This is a genomic window from Cellulomonas sp. GbtcB1, from assembly GCF_019091725.1.
Taxonomy (GTDB): Bacteria; Actinomycetota; Actinomycetes; order Actinomycetales; family Cellulomonadaceae; genus Cellulomonas.
The window spans coordinates 16,032-31,577 of sequence record NZ_JAGXJG010000016.1; the positions used below are offsets into that span (position 1 = coordinate 16,032).

Annotated in this window: 13 protein-coding genes; 4 read left to right on the forward strand and 9 right to left on the reverse strand. The window is 73.4% G+C overall.

Going from position 1 to position 15,546, the window contains the following annotated elements; genetic code table 11:
- The first annotated feature begins 18 nt into the window (after positions 1–18).
- The 4 genes from KVT14_RS07935 to KVT14_RS07950 all read left to right on the forward strand — a co-directional run bounded on the left by KVT14_RS07935 (position 19) and on the right by KVT14_RS07950 (position 4,450).
- Complete coding sequence (locus KVT14_RS07935; protein WP_308160964.1) at positions 19–654, forward strand: TrkA family potassium uptake protein; 636 nt, start codon at positions 19–21, stop codon at positions 652–654.
- Complete coding sequence (locus KVT14_RS07940) at positions 651–1,892, forward strand: ROK family transcriptional regulator (protein ID WP_308160956.1); 1,242 nt, start codon at positions 651–653, stop codon at positions 1,890–1,892. The genes KVT14_RS07935 and KVT14_RS07940 overlap by 4 nt, the downstream gene beginning before the upstream one ends.
- 148 nt (positions 1,893–2,040) lie before the next feature.
- Positions 2,041–3,300 (forward strand): SpoIIE family protein phosphatase, encoded by a 1,260-nt coding sequence (locus KVT14_RS07945; protein ID WP_308160957.1) that lies wholly within the window; start codon positions 2,041–2,043, stop codon positions 3,298–3,300.
- Positions 3,301–3,421: 121 nt separating this feature from the next.
- A complete protein-coding gene (locus tag KVT14_RS07950) occupies positions 3,422–4,450 on the forward strand; it encodes a magnesium and cobalt transport protein CorA (RefSeq protein ID WP_217615153.1) in 1,029 nt (342 codons plus the stop codon).
- A gap of 151 nt (positions 4,451–4,601) precedes the next feature.
- On the opposite strand, the gene mmsB is transcribed toward KVT14_RS07950, so the two are convergent.
- The 9 genes from mmsB to KVT14_RS07995 all read right to left on the reverse strand — a co-directional run bounded on the left by mmsB (position 4,602) and on the right by KVT14_RS07995 (position 15,476).
- Positions 4,602–5,783, reverse strand: a complete 1,182-nt coding sequence (mmsB, locus tag KVT14_RS07955) for a multiple monosaccharide ABC transporter permease (RefSeq protein ID WP_217615154.1) — start codon at positions 5,781–5,783, stop codon at positions 4,602–4,604.
- On the reverse strand, positions 5,780–7,318 hold the full coding sequence (mmsA, locus tag KVT14_RS07960) for a multiple monosaccharide ABC transporter ATP-binding protein (RefSeq protein ID WP_217615155.1): 1,539 nt from the start codon (positions 7,316–7,318) through the stop codon (positions 5,780–5,782). The genes mmsB and mmsA overlap by 4 nt, the downstream gene beginning before the upstream one ends.
- A 110-nt stretch (positions 7,319–7,428) precedes the next feature.
- Positions 7,429–8,571: a multiple monosaccharide ABC transporter substrate-binding protein gene (gene chvE / locus KVT14_RS07965; protein ID WP_217615156.1), complete on the reverse strand. Its 1,143-nt coding sequence runs from the start codon at positions 8,569–8,571 to the stop codon at positions 7,429–7,431.
- 417 nt (positions 8,572–8,988) lie between these two features.
- Complete coding sequence (gene araA, locus KVT14_RS07970; protein WP_217615157.1) at positions 8,989–10,497, reverse strand: L-arabinose isomerase; 1,509 nt, start codon at positions 10,495–10,497, stop codon at positions 8,989–8,991.
- On the reverse strand, positions 10,494–11,252 hold the full coding sequence (locus tag KVT14_RS07975) for an L-ribulose-5-phosphate 4-epimerase (RefSeq protein ID WP_217615158.1): 759 nt from the start codon (positions 11,250–11,252) through the stop codon (positions 10,494–10,496). The genes araA and KVT14_RS07975 overlap by 4 nt, the downstream gene beginning before the upstream one ends.
- 26 nt (positions 11,253–11,278) lie before the next feature.
- The gene (locus KVT14_RS07980) at positions 11,279–12,892 is read right to left on the reverse strand and encodes a xylulokinase (RefSeq protein ID WP_217615159.1); all 1,614 of its coding nucleotides are present in this window, start codon (positions 12,890–12,892) and stop codon (positions 11,279–11,281) included.
- Between the two features lie 279 nt (positions 12,893–13,171).
- Complete coding sequence (locus KVT14_RS07985; RefSeq protein ID WP_308160958.1) at positions 13,172–14,212, reverse strand: LacI family DNA-binding transcriptional regulator; 1,041 nt, start codon at positions 14,210–14,212, stop codon at positions 13,172–13,174.
- Positions 14,213–14,219: 7 nt separating this feature from the next.
- Positions 14,220–15,068, reverse strand: coding sequence for a pyrroline-5-carboxylate reductase (proC, locus tag KVT14_RS07990; RefSeq protein ID WP_217615160.1), 849 nt, complete (start codon positions 15,066–15,068; stop codon positions 14,220–14,222).
- Positions 15,069–15,143: 75 nt separating this feature from the next.
- Positions 15,144–15,476 carry a YnfA family protein gene (locus KVT14_RS07995; protein WP_217615161.1) on the reverse strand — a complete coding sequence of 111 codons (333 nt, stop codon included), beginning with the start codon at positions 15,474–15,476 and terminating at the stop codon, positions 15,144–15,146.
- Positions 15,477–15,546: the final 70 nt, after the last annotated feature.

A 15,546-nucleotide genomic window follows, 5' to 3' on the forward strand; every position in this document is an offset into this window, starting at 1 on the left:
CCCAAGCGCGAGGCCGGCATCCTCGTGATCGGCCTCGGCCGGTTCGGCTCGGCCATCGCCGCGACCCTGGACCGGCTCGGCCAGGACGTGCTCGCCGTCGAGCGGGACCCCGACCTGGTCGCGCAGTGGACCGGCCGCATCCCCCTGGTCGAGGCGGACGCCGCCAACCCCGAGGCTCTCGAGCAGGTCGGCGCGCGCGAGTTCTCCGTGGCCGTCGTCGGCGTCGGGTCCTACCTGGAGGCGTCGGTGCTCATCACCGGCAACCTCGTCGACATGGGCACGCCGCAGATCTGGGCCAAGGCGGTCAGCGCCGAGCACGCCCGCATCCTGCAGCGCATCGGCGCGCACCACGTGGTGCTGCCCGAGGCCGACGCCGGGTCCCGGGTCGCGCACCTGGTGTCCGGGAAGATGCTCGACTACATCGAGGTCGAGGACGGGTTCACGATCGTCAAGATGAAGCCGCCGCGCGAGACGCAGGGCTTCACGATCGGGCAGTCGAAGATCCGCGAGCGGTACGGGGTCACGGTCATCGGGGTGAAGAGCCCCGGGATCGACTTCGTGTACGCGACGCCGGACACCCGGATCGCGGCGAACGACCTGCTGATCGTCTCGGGCCACGCGGAGCTGCTCGAGCGGTTCGCGGCCCGGCCGTGACGGGCGCGCCCGCGGGCGACGGGCGCACCGGTCGGACCGCGCGCCCCGAGCCGGTCCCGCCGGGCCGCGACCTGCCGTCCGACGCCGCGCCCGCGCCCCGCGACAGCCGCGGGCTGCTGCTCGCCGCGCTCCGCCGCGAGGACGCGCGCACGCAGGTCGAGCTCTGCCGGGCGACGGGCCTGTCGCCCGCGACGGTGTCCACCGCCGTGGCGGCCCTCGCCGCGGAGCGCCTCGTCCGGGTGTCGCCGACGACGCGGTCCGGCCGCCGGGCCACCCAGGTGCAGCTCGCCCCGGCGGGCGCGCTGGTCGGCGTGCACTGCTACCTGGACGAGGTCCGGGTCGTGCTCGACCGCGGCGACGGCGAGCAGGTCGAGGCGGCGATCCCCCTGCCGGCCGTGCCGGGGGCGGGGCAGCAGCGGGCCGAGCACGCGGTGCGCGCGGCGCGGGCGCTGCTCGACCGCGTGCTGCGGGACACCGGCACCGACCCCGGCGCGGTCGCGGCGGTCGGCGTGGGCGTCCCGGCGCCCGTCGAGGTGCGCACCGGCCGGGTCGCGGGCGCCGGGGTGCGCGCGGGCTGGGGCGGCATGGTCGCCGCGCCCGCGCTGCTGGCTCCGGCGCCCGGGGTGCCCGTGCTGTTCGACAACGACGGCAACCTCGGCGCGCTCGCGGAGGCGCGGCTCGGCGCGGGGCGCGGGCGGTGGTCCGTCGTGCACGTCGCGCTGGGCGAGGGCGTGTCGGGCGGCGTCGTCGTCGGCGGGGAGGTGGTGCACGGCCGCACCGGCACCGCGGGCGAGCTCGGCCACCTCACCATCGACCCGGACGGCCCGGTGTGCTCGTGCGGCAACCGCGGCTGCCTCCAGGTGCTCGCGGGGGCGTCGGCGGTGCTGGACCTGCTGGTGGCGAGCCACGGGCGCCTGACCGTGCCGGAGCTGCTCGCGCACGCCGCGGCGGGCGACCCCGGGTGCCGCCGCGTGCTGTCCGACGTGGGCCGGCACCTCGGCACCGCGCTGGCCTCGGTGTGCACCGTGCTGGACCCCGACGTGCTGGTGGTCGGCGGAGCGCTCGCCGGTGCCGGGGACGTGCTGCTGGACCCCCTGCGCGAGGTGCTGGCCGAGCGCACCGCCGTCACGGCGGGCGCGGTGGTGGAGGTGGTCGCGGGGCGGCTCGGCGTGGGGGCGCCGGCCCGCGGCGCGCTGCTGCTGGCCCGGGACGCGGCGCTGGGGCGCGTCGAGGGCTGACCGCCGGCCGGCGCCGTGCGGCCGGCGGCGCCCCGCCGCACGTCCGTGCACGTGTCCGGGAGCACGCGCCCCCGGGCTCATCCCGCGCCGCAGGATGCCGATGTATCCGGGAGAGCAGGACCGTCGCGCACGCCCCGGGAGGTGATCGGTGCCGACCCGCACGACCACCCCCTCGGTGCCGACCCCGCGCGAGCCCGCGCGCGACGGCGCCGACCCCGCCGCGCCGGCCGTGCCGCCCGTGCCCGTCGTCGACGCCGCCGGCCCGACCGTCGTGGTCGCGCCCCTCGACGCGGCCGCACCCGCGGCGCGCAGCCTCCCCCAGCGCCTGGCCGCGCTCGAGCAGCTGGGCACCGTCACCGGCGCCGTCGAGCCGCGGTTCGACCGGGTCGTCCGGCTCGCCCGGCAGCTCTTCGACGTCCCCACCGCCACGGTGTCGCTCGTCGGCGCCGGCGAGCCCGCCCCCGCGCCGATGGTCGTGCCCGCGGAGCTCGCCGGGACCCCCGCGCCCGGCCGCGACGGCGTCGCCGTCCTGGAGGACCGCGGCCCCGACGCCCGGCTGCGGTTCTACGCCGAGCACCCGCTCGTCGGCGCCGACGGCCGGACCCTCGGCACCCTGTGCATCGCCGACACCCGCCCGCGCCGGTTCACCGCCGACCAGTCCGCCCTGCTCCGCGACCTCGCGCACTGGGTGGCCAAGGAGCTGAGCGTCGACGCCGAGCTCGAGCGCGCCCAGCAGGTGCAGATGGGCCTGCTCCCCCGGGAGTCCCCGCGGGTCGACGGCTACGAGCTGGCCGGCGCGTGCCTGCCGAGCAGCCAGGTCGGCGGCGACTTCTACGACTGGTACCCGGCCGCCGACGGCGTGGTGCTCACGCTCGCCGACGTCATGGGCAAGGGCCCGGCGGCCGCGATCCTGGCCGCCGCCGTGCGCGCCGTGCTCCGCGGCTCCGCGCAGGGCGAGTCCGTCGACCGCGCGATGCTGCAGGCGGGCGCCGTGCTGCACGCCGACCTGTCCGGCGCGGGCCTGTTCGCGACCGCGTTCCACGCGCGGCTCGAGGCCGCGACCGGCCGCGTGACGTACGCCGACGCCGGGCACGGGCTGACGCTGGTCGTGCGCGCCGACGGATCGTGGGAGCGGCTGGACGCCCTCGGGCTGCCGCTCGGCGTCACCGACGAGGCCACCCGGGACCTGGGCGAGACGCACCTCGGGCCCGGGGACCTGCTGCTCGCGTTCAGCGACGGGGTGCTCGACCTGTTCGACGGGTCGCTGCGCTGCGTGCCGCTGCTGGTCGGCGAGCTCCTGGACTGCCCGAGCGCGGACGAGGCCGTGCAGCGGGTGCTGCGGCTGGCGGCCGTGAGCGCGAGCCGGCCGGACGACGTCACGGTCGTCGCGCTGCGCCGCGCCGCCTGAGCCGGGCCGATCGGATCCATCGGCACCGGCACGCCGGGGCGTGTCCGCGCGGACGGATCCATGCGCGCGTGCCGACGTGCACGCGCGGGACGGCCGCGCCCCGCGGACCTATCGTGAGGGAGTGACGGACGTGCAGCGCACCGGGGCCGACGCCGTGATCGGCGACTGCGGCCTCTACACCGGCGGCGAGCGGGTGCCCGGGCGGGTCCCGCTCGGGAAGGCCGCGCACGTCGCCGACGCCACCGACGGCTACGTCTGGGTCGGGCTGCGCGAGCCCACGGACGCCGACATCGCCGAGGTGGCCGCGGAGTTCGCACTGCCGGCGCTGGCCGTCGAGGACGCCGTGCACGCCCACCAGCGGCCCAAGCTCGAGGTCTACGACGACGTCGTGTTCGCCGTGCTCAAGCCCGTCCGGTACGTCGACCACGTGGAGGTCGTCGAGGTCACCGAGATCGCGATGTTCCTCCGGCCGCAGGCGGTCGTGTCCGTCCGGCACGGCGAGGGCGGCGTGCTGCGCCAGGTGCGCGCGGAGCTCGACGCCGGCGTGCCCGCCGAGGAGGACTTCGGCCCCGCGGGCGTCCTCTACCGGACCGCCGACCGCGTCGTGGACGCCTACGAGGTCGCGCTCGGCCACATCGACCTGGACGTCGACGAGATCGAGCTGCAGGTGTTCGGCCCCGGCGACGACGACCACTCCGAGCGCATCTACAAGCTCAAGCAGGAGGTCGCGGAGTTCCGCCGGGCGATGCTGCCCCTGCAGCGGCCGCTGGAGCGGCTGGCGGCCGGCGAGGTGCCGCACGTGCCCGCCGCGGCCGAGCCGTACTTCCGCGACGTGCACGACCACCTGCTGCGGGCCGTCGACCAGATCGAGGTGATCGACCGGCAGCTCACCGACGTCCTGCAGGCCAACACCGCGCGGGTCACCACGGGCCAGAGCCGGGTGGCGCTGCGGCAGAACGAGGACATGCGGAAGATCTCGGCCTGGGCGGCGATCGCGCTGGTGCCCACGGCGGTCGCCGGGATCTACGGGATGAACTTCGAGCACATGCCGGAGCTCGGCACGCGGTACGGGTACTTCGTGGTGCTGGCGGTCATCGCGGGCGCGTGCGTGGCCCTGCACCGCGCGTTCCGCCGCAACCGCTGGCTCTGACCCCCGAGTGGACCCGGGTGGAGCGTTCTGCCCGACACGCACCGGCGTGTCGGGCAGAACGCTCCACCGAACCCCACTCGACGCGGCACGGGCCGGGACCCGGGGTCTCCCCCGCGTCCCGGCCCGTACCGGCCGTGCGCTGCGCCCGAGGTCAGCGGGCGGCGCCCGCGCGGCGCTTGTTGTAGATGTCGAACGCCACGGCCAGCAGGAGCACGAGGCCCTTGACGATCTGCTGCGTCGACTGCGGCACGCCCATCAGCTGCATGCCGTTGGACATCACGGCCATGATCAGACCACCGACCATGGCGCCGGTCACGCGGCCGACACCACCGGTGGTCGACGCGCCGCCGATGAAGCAGGCGGCGATGGCGTCGAGCTCGAACATGTTGCCCGCGCCGGGCTGCGCGCCGTTGGAGCGGGAGGAGTAGATCGCACCCGCGACACCGGCCAGGAAGCCCATGTTCACGAAGATCCAGAAGTTGACCTGCTTGACCTTCACGCCGGACAGCTGGGCGGCGTTGAGGTTGCCACCGATCGCGTAGACGTGGCGGCCGAACACCGTGCGGGTGGTGACCGTGTTGTAGGCCAGGATCAGCACCGCGAGGATGATCAGCACGATCGGCAGGCCGCGCGAGTGCGCCAGCTGCCAGGCGAACGCCATGACGACGACCGCGATCGCGACGATCTTCAGGATGAACAGCGGGAGCGCCTCGACCGACTGCTGGTAGCGGACGCGGCCCATGCGGGAGCGCCAGGCGGAGTACGCGTAGCCGACGATGGCGACCGCCGCGATGATCAGCGTGAAGGCGTCGAAGCCGTTGCCGCCGAGCAGGCCGTTGATGAAGCCGCCGGCGACCTTCTGGTACGAGGAGGGGAACGGCGACAGCGAGATGTTGTTCAGCACCTCGTAGGTGAGGCCGCGGAACAGGAGCATGCCGGCCAGCGTCACGATGAACGCCGGGATGCCGACGTACGCGACCCAGAAGCCCTGCCACGCGCCGACCAGGAGGCCGACCACGAGGGCGGCGAGGATGCCGACCCACCACGGCTGGCCGTTCTTGATGACCAGGATCGCGGACACCGCGCCGGTCAGCGCCACCACGGAGCCCACCGACAGGTCGATGTGGCCGCCGATGATGACGATCACCATGCCGATGGCGAGGATCAGGATGTACGAGTACTGCAGGACGATGTTCGTGATGTTGCCCGGTGCGAGCAGCACGCCGTCCGTGAGGATCGCGAAGAGCGCGATGATCGCGACGAACGCGATGTAGATGCCACTCGTCCGCAGGTTCTTGGTGAAGATGTCCCGCAGGCCTTCCACAGCCGTCATCGAACCGTTTCCTTTTCCTTCGTCATGAGCTCCATGAGGCTCTCCGGGGTGGCGACCGCGCGCTCCTGCACGCCGGTGATCCGACCGAACGCGAGGGTGTAGATGCGGTCGCAGATGCCCAGGAGCTCGGGCAGCTCGGAGGAGATGACCACGACGGCCTTCCCCGCGTCCGCGAGCTTGTTGATGATCGTGTAGATCTCGTACTTGGCGCCGACGTCGATGCCACGGGTCGGCTCGTCCAGGATCAGGACCTCGGGGTCCGTGTAGATCCACTTGGACAGCACGACCTTCTGCTGGTTGCCGCCCGACAGCTTGCCGGTCAGCGCCATCACGGTCGGCGACTTGATGTTCATGGACCGCCGGTACTCCTCGGCGACCTTGATCTCCTCGTTGCCGTTGACCCAGCCGGCCTTCGACAGCTTGCCGAGCGCGGCGGCCGAGATGTTCCGGCGGATGTCCTCGATGAGGTTGAGGCCGTAGGTCTTGCGGTCCTCGGTCGCGTACGCGAGCCCGTGGCCGATCGCCTCGCTCACCGAGCGGGTCTTGATCTCCTTGCCGTGCAGGAAGACCTTGCCCGTCACGTTGCGGCCGTAGGAGCGTCCGAAGACGCTCATGGCGAGCTCGGTGCGGCCGGCGCCCATCAGGCCCGCGATGCCGACGATCTCGCCGGCGCGGACGTTGAAGGACGCGCCGTCGACGACCACGCGACCCGGCTGGGTGGGGTGCTCGACGTGCCAGTCCTCGACCCGGAACACCTCCTCGCCGACGTGCGAGACGTGCTCGGGGTACCGGTGCTCGAGGTCCCGGCCGACCATGCCCTTGATGATCCGGTCCTGGGTGACGTTGTCGGCGACCATGTCGAGGGTCTCGATCGTCTTGCCGTCGCGGATGATCGTCGTGGAGTTCGCGATGTCGGCGATCTCGTTGAGCTTGTGCGAGATCATGATCGAGGTGATGCCCTGGCCCTGCAGGTGCCGCAGCAGGTTGAGCAGGTGCTCGGAGTCCGAGTCGTTGAGCGCCGCGGTCGGCTCGTCGAGGATGAGCAGCTTCACCTTCTTGGAGAGCGCCTTGGCGATCTCCACGAGCTGCTGCTTGCCGACGCCGAGCTGGCCGATCGGGGTGGTCGGGTTCTCGTCGAGGCCGACCCGTGCCAGCAGCACGGCCGCCTCGGAGTTCGCCCGGTTCCAGTCGACGAGGCCGTGGCGCGCCCGCTCGTTGCCGAGGAAGATGTTCTCCGCGACCGAGAGGTAGGGCACCAGAGCGAGCTCCTGGTGGATGATCACGATCCCCTTCTCCTCGGAGTCGTTGATCGAGCTGAACTCGACCGTCTCCCCGTCGAAGCGGATCTCCCCGTCGTAGGTGCCGTGCGGGTACACGCCCGACAGCACCTTCATGAGGGTGGACTTGCCGGCCCCGTTCTCCCCGCAGATCGCGTGGATCTCCCCGCGCTTGACGTTCAGGTTGACGTCCTGCAGCGCCTTGACCCCGGGAAAGGTCTTGGTGATGGAGTGCATTTCCAGGATGTGGTCGCTCATGCGGCCTCGACCGTCCTCAGTCGTGTCGGGCGATGGAACTCGTCACCGCGCAGGCCGGCCGGCACGTGTCGTGCCGGCCGGCCCGCGTCGGTCACGCGGTGGGTCGGGGGTCAGGAGGCCTGACCCGCCGCGACCTCCTCCTCGGTCCAGTAGCCCGAGTCGATGAGGAGCGACTGGATGTTGTCGGCGTAGACGATGTCCGACTCCAGCAGGAACGACGGGACGACCTTCACGCCGTTGTCGTAGTCCTCGGTGTTGTTCGCCTCGGGCTCGTCGCCCTCGAGGAACGCCTGGGCCGAGACGACGGCCTGCTCCGCGAGCTTGCGGGTGTCCTTGAAGATCGTCGAGAACTGCACGCCGTCCTTGATGAGCTTGACGGAGGCGATCTCGGCGTCCTGGCCGGTCACGATCGGCAGGCCGGCCTCGATGCTGTCGCCGTAGCCGGCGTTCTGCAGCGCGGTGATGATGCCGCGGGAGATGCCGTCGTAGGGCGAGAGCACGCCCTGGACCTTGGTGCCGTCCGAGTACGTGGAGGTCAGCAGGTCCTCCATGCGCTTCTGGGCGGTCTCCTGGAGCCAGCGGAGCGTGGCGACCTGCTCGATCTCGGTCTGGCCCGACTTCACGACCAGCGTGCCGTTGTCGATGTACGGCTGCAGCGTGTCCATCGCGCCCTTGAAGAAGAAGTGCGCGTTGTTGTCGTCCAGCGAGCCGGCGAACAGCTCGATGTTGAACGGACCGGTCGCGCCGGCCTCGTTGCCCTCGGCGTCGAGGATGCCCAGGCCGACGAGCAGCGAGGTGGCCTGCTGGACGCCGACGTTGTAGTTGTCGAACGTGACGTAGAAGTCGACGTTCTCGGTGTCGCGGATCAGGCGGTCGTAGGCGATGACCGGGATGCCCTGGTCGGCCGCGGCCTGCAGCTGGTTGGCCAGCGCGGTGCCGTCGATCGAGGCGACGATCAGGAGGTCGGCGCCCTTCGTGATCATCTGGTCGATCTGCTGCGCCTGCGTCGGGATGTCGTCGGCCGCGTACTGCAGGTCGACCGTGTAGCCGGCCTCCTCGAGCTGGCTCTTGACGGCGTCGCCGTCCGCGATCCAGCGCTCCGAGGTCTCGGTCGGCATCGCGACGCCGATCGTGAGGTCGCTGGGGTCCGCGTCGGTGCCCTCGCCGCTGGTGCTGCCGGCGCCGCCGCCGGAGCACGCCGCCAGGCCGAGCGCGAGAACGCCGCCGAGCGCGACGAACCGGATGCTCTTCATGTCCTTCTCCTCCTCGAGAGGGTTGCTGACCTCGTCGTCATGGGCTCGGATTCCGCACCGTCGCCCGTCCTGCCCTGCGCCGCGTGCCGGGGTCGTTCTCCCCCGCCACCGGCGAGCACGTGCACACTCTCGCGGCCTTGACTTCAAGAAGTCAAGCCAAAGGAACGGGGCCCAGGTTGCAGATGGGTAACGGTCCGACGCCCGAGGGCGACCGGCAGCGTCGCCGCAGGTCACACGCACTTTTTCGCACCCTCGGTGCAGCCGGTCGCGCGCCCGGATCACCCGCTCGGCACAGGCTCTTGGATTCGTTCACCGAAGTCAGACGGCCGAACGGGCGATGGCCAGGTGAGCGCTCACACGACGACGGCCCGCCCCCGCAGCAGCGGGGACGGGCCGTCGGGACGGAAGGGCGGGGGCTCAGAACCCCTGCGCGATCCGGTAGTACACCTGGTTCCAGCGCACCTGGTCGCGGAAGCCGCGGCGGGTGGTGTCCTGGTCGATGACCAGCAGCTCGGTGCCGGCGATGTCGGCGTAGATCTCGAACGCCTCGACGCCCGCCGCGGTCGACATGACCGTGTGGTGCGCGCCGCCGGCCGTCAGCCAGGCCTCGGCCGACGTGGCGAAGTCCGGACGGGGCTCCCAGACCGCGCGGGCGACCGGCAGGTTCGGCAGCTCCTGGGTCGGGGGCACGACGTCCACGACGTTCGCGGTCATCCGGAACCGGTCCCGCATGTCGGCCAGCGACACGACCACGGCCTCGCCCGGGTCGGCGTCGAACACCATGCGGACCGGGTCCTCCTTGCCGCCGATGCCGAGCGGGTGGATCTCCACCTTCGGCTTCGACGTGGTCAGGGAGGGGCAGACCTCGAGCATGTGCGCGCCGAGGATCTTCTCGGCGCCCGGGGTCAGGTCGTAGGTGTAGTCCTCCATGAGCGAGGCGCCGCCGGGCAGGCCCTCGCCCATCACCTTGGCCGCGCGCACCAGGACGGCGGTCTTCCAGTCGCCCTCGGCGCCGAACCCGTAGCCCTTCGACATCAGGCGCTGGACGGCGAGGCCCGGGAGCTGGCGCAGGGCGCCGAGGTCCTCGAAGTTCGTGGTGAACGCCTGGGCGCCCACCTCGGTCAGGAAGGCCTCCAGCGCGATCTCCTGGCGGGCCGCGTAGCGCAGCGACTCGTGGCGGTCGCCGTCGCGGCGCAGCTCGGGCACCACGTCGTAGAGCTCCTCGTACTCCGCGACCAGCGCGTCGACGTCGGCGTCCGCCACGGCCTCCACGGCGGCGACGAGCTCGTTCACGCCCCAGGTGTTGACCGAGACGCCGAACCGCAGCTCGGCCTCGGTCTTGTCGCCCTCGGTGACCGCGACGTTGCGCATGTTGTCGCCGAACCGGACGAGCTTCAGCTCGTGCGTGGCGGCCCAGCCCGCGGCGGCGCGCGCCCAGGTGCCGACCCGCTTCGCCACCGCCGGGTTCGACGCGTGGCCGACGACGGTCGTGCGCGCGACGCCGAGCCGGGAGGCGATGTACGCGTACTCGCGGTCGCCGTGCGCGGCCTGGTTGAGGTTCATGAAGTCCATGTCGATGCTGTCCCAGGGCAGCTCGACGTTCGCCTGCGTGTGCAGGTGCAGCAGCGGCTTGCGCAGCTGGTCCAGGCCGGCGATCCACATCTTGGCCGGGCTGAACGTGTGCATCCAGGTGATGACGCCCAGGACGCGGTCGTCGGAGTTCGCGTCGAGCATCGCCCGGCGGATCGACACGGAGTCCTTGAGCACCGGCTTCCACACGATGCGGACCGGCACGTCGGCGGCCTCGTCGAGGGTGCGGGCGACCTCCTGGGACTGCTCGGCGACCTGGCGCAGGGTGTCCTCGCCGTAGAGGTCCTGGCTGCCGGTGAAGAACCAGACCTCGCGGTCGGCGTAGGGCTTGCTCATGCGTCCTGCTCCTTCGTGGTGGGCTCAGCGGCCGGAGCGGCGGTGCCCTGGCCGTAGACGTTCTGGTACCGCGCGTACAGCGAGTCGACCTGGTCCTGCGGGATGCGGGTGGGCTCCCCGAGCTGGCGGGAGATGTGCACGGTGCGCGCGACCTCCTCGACCATGACGGCGGCCTTGACCGCGGCCTTGGCGTCCTTCCCGATCGTGAAGGGGCCGTGGTTGCGCATGAGCACCGCCGGGCTGCGCGACTCCCGCAGCGTCTCGACGATGCCGCGGCCGATCGAGTCGTCGCCGATGAGCGCGAACGGGCCGATCGGGATGTCCCCGCCGAACTCGTCGGCCATCATCGTCAGCACGCACGGCACCGGCTCGGCGCGGGCGGCCCAGGCCGTCGCGTAGGTCGAGTGCGTGTGCACGACGCCGCCGATCTCGGGCATGTGCGTGTAGACGTAGGCGTGCGCCGCGGTGTCCGAGGACGGGCTGCGGGTGCCGTCGACCAGGTTCCCGTCGAGGTCGCACACGACCATCGACTCGGGGGTGAGCTCGTCGTAGGTCACGCCGGACGGCTTGATGACGAGCAGGTCGGCGGCCGACGGGCCGGCCGGGTCGACCTGGACGCGCTGGGACACGTTGCCCGCGGTCCAGACGACGAGCTCCCAGCGGGGCAGCTCGGCGTGCAGCGTCGCGACGACCTCGCGGGTGCGCGCGACCGCCTCCTGCACCTCGGCCGGGTAGTCGGCGAGGGTCCGGGTCATGGGGTCTCCTCCTCGGGAGTGGGTGGTCAGAGGGACTCGGTCGCCGCGCGCTCGACGGCCAGGCCGGCGCGGTAGCGGTCCAGGAACTGCTCGTAGCCGGCGACGTCCGCCGGGTCCGGCGCCACGGTGTCGACGTCCGCACCGGCGAACACGCGCTCGGTCAGGTAGGTCGGCAGGTCCTGCTCGGCCGCGGCGTCGAGGTACGCCGCGAGCACCGCGATGCCCCAGGCGCCGCCCTCGGCCGCGGTCTCGCCGACCGCGACGGGGGCGTCGATCGCCGCCGCCAGCAGGCGCTGCGCGACGCCCGCGGTCCGGAACATCCCGCCGTGCGCGAGCATCGCGTCGATGGCGACGCCCTCGCCCTGCAGGACGTGCATGCCGAGGCTCAGCGTGCCGAACGCCGAGTACAGCTGCGTCCGCATGAAGTTCGCGAGCGTCAGCCGGCTGTCGGGGGTGCGCACCACGAGGGGGCGGCCGGCGTCGAGGCCGGTGATGGGCTCGCCGGAGAGGTAGTTGTATGCCAGCAGGCCGCCGCCGTCCGCGTCGCCCTCGAGCGCCGCGCGGAACAGCGCGCCGAACACGTCGTCGGCCGCGGCGGGCGCGCCGAGCGCGGTGGCGAACTCGCCGAACAGGCCGGCCCAGGCGTTGAGCTCCGAGGCGCCGTTGTTGCAGTGCACCATCGCGACCAGGTCGCCGGCCGGGGTGGTCACGACGTCGAGCTCGTGGTGCACCCGCTCCAGCGGCTTCTCCAGCACGACCATCGCGAAGATCGACGTGCCGGCGCTGACGTTGCCGGTGCGCGGGGCGACCGAGTTGGTCGCCACCATGCCGGTGCCGGCGTCGCCCTCGGGCGGGCACAGCGGGATGCCGGCCCGCAGCGTGCCGGTCGGGTCGAGCAGCGCGGCGCCCTCCTCCGTGAGCCGGCCGGCGTCGGCGCCCGCGGGCAGCACCTCGGGCAGCAGCGCCTCGACCTTCAGGCCGGGGCGACGGGTCGCGACGATCTCGTCGACCTGGGCCAGCATCGTCGCGTCGTAGCCGCGGGTGGCCGGGTCGATCGGGAACATGCCGGACGCGTCGCCGACGCCGAGCACCTTGCGGCCGGTGAGCTTCCAGTGCACGTAGCCGGCCAGCGTCGTGGTGAAGTCGATCTGCGGGACGTGCGGCTCGTGGTCGAGGATCGCCTGGTAGAGGTGGGCGATCGACCAGCGCAGCGGGATGTTGAAGCCGAGCTTGTCGGTGAGCTCGGCGGCGGCCCGGCCGGTCGAGGTGTTGCGCCAGGTGCGGAACGGCACCAGCAGCTCGCCGTCGGCGTCGAACGGCAGGTAGCCGTGCATCATCGCCGAGACGCCGAGCGCGCCGAACGTCGTCGGGCGGACGCCGTACCGCTGCTCGACGTCGGCCAGCAGCGTGGCGATCGACTCCTGGAGGCCGGCCCACACGGCGTCGAGGGAGTAGGTCCACACCCCGTCGACGAGCTGGTTCTCCCACTCGTGGCTGCCCGTGGCGACCGGCGCGTGGTCCGGGCCGATCAGGCAGGCCTTGATCCGGGTCGAGCCGAGCTCGATGCCCAGCGAGGTCCGGCCGTCCGTGATCGCGGCGGCGATCTCGTCGCGGCGTGCGTCGTCGTGGTCCTGCGCCATTGCGTGCTCCGTCCTCGCCGTTCGGGCAGCACTGCCCGCTCGCCTGCGATGTTCCCGCACGCGGCTGAGCGCCGCGTCCTGCCGCCGATGTTAGCGCTCACACGCCCGCGCGCCAACCGCCCTGCTGACGCGCCCGTGCGCTCGCTCCCGCGAAGGCCTGACCTCGCCGAGTCTCCGTTCTCGGCCTGTGCGACACAGGGCGTGCAGAGACGCGAAGTGGAGACTCGACGCACGCGTGGCGAGGGCGGGACGCCCAGCGCGCGGGTGCCACGGGCAGGTTCAGCGCGCGGCCGGGGGCGCGGTGCTCGCGCGCGGGACCAGGGTCGCCGGGAGGAGGGTGCGGGGCGGGGGGTCGCCCGCGAGGGCGGCGACCAGGGCGCGGATCGCGCTGCGGCCGAGCGCCGGGAAGTCCTGCCGGACGGTCGTCAGCGGCGGCACGAAGTACGCGGCGCCGGCCTCGTCGTCGAAGCCGACCACCGACACGTCCTGCGGCACCCGCAGACCGCGCTCCCAGAACGCCCGCAGCAGGCCCAGGGCGAGCTGGTCGTTGGCGGCGAACACAGCCGTCGGCGCGCCGGCGTCGGCCAGCCGCAGCCCCTCGCGGTACCCGGACTCGGCGGACCAGTCGACCTCGACCGGCTCCGGCGCCCCGACGCCCGCGGCCGCGCACGCCTCCCGCCAGCCCGCGAGCCGCTCCTGCGCGTCGAACCAGTCCTGCGGCCCGGCCAGGTGCACGACCTCGCGGTGGCCCAGCTCGACGAGGTGCCGGGTCGCGGCCCGGGCGCCCTCGCGCTGGTCGACGCCGACCGCCACGACGTGCGCGGGCCCGGGCACCGGCTCGCCCGAGGTCACCGACACGACCGGCACCGGCACGTCGAACGCCGCGACCGCCTCGGCCACGTCGACCTGGGGCGCGATGATCGCGATGCCCTCGACGGCCTGGTCGAGGAAGTGGTCGAGCGCCCCGCGCATGGTGCCCGCGTCGAACGTGTCGATCGCCGCGACGCTCACGTAGTAGCCGACCTCGCGCGCCGCGCTCTCCAGGCCGATGAGCGTGCTCGTCGGGCCGTGGTGCACCGACGACGTGGTGACGACTCCGAGCGCCCCGGACCGCCGGGTGACGAGCGCCCGGGCCGCGCTGTTCCGGCGGTAGCCGAGCTCGGCGATCGCCGCGAGCACGCGGTCGCGGGTCTCGGGCCGGACGCTCGGGTGGTCGTTCAGCACGCGCGACACCGTCTGGTGCGACACCCCGGCCAGCGCGGCGACGTCGCTCATCGCGGGCGGTCGCCGCACGGCGGGGACGCCGGGCGTGCCGGTCACGGCGGGCCTACCGGTCCCCGCGGGGCGCCGGGGCCGCCGCCGCGCCGAGCTCACGCGACCGGTCGTGCGCCGCGCGCGCCGCCGCGACGACACCGGCCCGGACGCCGTGCGCGTCGAGCTGCGCCACGCCCGCCACGGTCGTCCCGCCGGGCGACGAGACCCGCTCGCGCAGCACGACCGGGTGGTCGCCGGTCTGCGCGGCCAGGGCGGCCGAGCCCTCGACGGTCGCGACGGCGAGCCGGGTGGAGAGGTCGCGCGTCAGCCCGAGCAGGACGCCGGCCTCCGCCATCGCGTCGATGAGGTAGAACGCGTACGCCGGGCCCGAGCCGGAGATCGCGGTCACGGCGTCCAGGTCCTTCTCGGCCACCCGGACGACGAGCCCGGTCGCGGCGAGCGCGCGCTCCGCGAGGTCGAGGTGCTCGTCGGTGGCGTGCGTGCCGGGGGCGATCGCGCTGGCGCCCTTGCCGACCAGCGCCGGGGTGTTCGGCATGACCCGGACGACCGGCGTGCCCTCGGGCAGCGCCGCCTCGTACACCGCGACGGGGATGCCGGCGGCGACCGAGACGACCAGGGTGCCGGGTCGCAGCGTCGGGGCGATCTCCGCCAGCACGTCCGGCACGACCTGCGGCTTGACCGCGATCAGCACCAGCCCGGCACCCTTGACCGCCTTGGCGTTCGGGTCGGCCGCGCGCACCCCGTACCTGCTCGACAGCTCCATGGCCCGGGCGGCGCTGCGCTCGGTGACGTCGACGTCGTCGGCGGTCCAGCCGGCCGCGAGCAGAGCCGTGACCAGGGCCTCGCCCATGACGCCGCCGCCGAGGACCGCCGCGTGCGGTCGTGCCGTGGTCTGCGTCATCGGGTGTCCTCCGGTGGTGGTCGTGCGGGTGGGGCTGGCGGCGAGCCTAGCCCCGGTGGCGGTCGGCCCGGCCGCTCAGGCCGGCCGCGGCGCGTACATGATGACCGCGACCCCGGCGAGGCACAGCAGCGCGCCGAGCACGTCCCAGCGGTCGGGCCGGAAGCCGTCGGCCACCATCCCCCACGCGAGCGAGCCGGCGACGAACACGCCGCCGTACGCCGCGAGGATCCGGCCGAAGTGCGCGTCCGGCTGCAGGGTCGCGACGAACCCGTACAGCCCGAGCGCGATCACGCCCGCGCCGATCCACACCCAGCCCCTGTGCTCGCGCACGCCCTGCCAGACCAGCCACGCGCCGCCGATCTCCAGCAGCGCGGCGAGCGCGAACAGCAGCACCGACCGCAGCGGCATGCGGACCCCTCCCCTGCCGGGCCGCGGGCGGGCGTCGGCGGGTCCAGCGTGGCAGAAAGGCGCCCGGCCG

Coding starts and splice junctions, on each gene's coding strand:
- mmsB (WP_217615154.1), bottom strand. CDS start 5,783: ATGACGGCTGTGGAAGGCCTGCGGGACATCTTCACCAAGAACCTGCGG.
- mmsA (WP_217615155.1), bottom strand. CDS start 7,318: ATGAGCGACCACATCCTGGAAATGCACTCCATCACCAAGACCTTTCCC.
- chvE (WP_217615156.1), bottom strand. CDS start 8,571: ATGAAGAGCATCCGGTTCGTCGCGCTCGGCGGCGTTCTCGCGCTCGGC.
- araA (WP_217615157.1), bottom strand. CDS start 10,497: ATGAGCAAGCCCTACGCCGACCGCGAGGTCTGGTTCTTCACCGGCAGC.
- KVT14_RS07975 (WP_217615158.1), bottom strand. CDS start 11,252: ATGACCCGGACCCTCGCCGACTACCCGGCCGAGGTGCAGGAGGCGGTC.
- KVT14_RS07980 (WP_217615159.1), bottom strand. CDS start 12,892: ATGGCGCAGGACCACGACGACGCACGCCGCGACGAGATCGCCGCCGCG.
- proC (WP_217615160.1), bottom strand. CDS start 15,068: ATGACGCAGACCACGGCACGACCGCACGCGGCGGTCCTCGGCGGCGGC.
- KVT14_RS07995 (WP_217615161.1), bottom strand. CDS start 15,476: ATGCCGCTGCGGTCGGTGCTGCTGTTCGCGCTCGCCGCGCTGCTGGAG.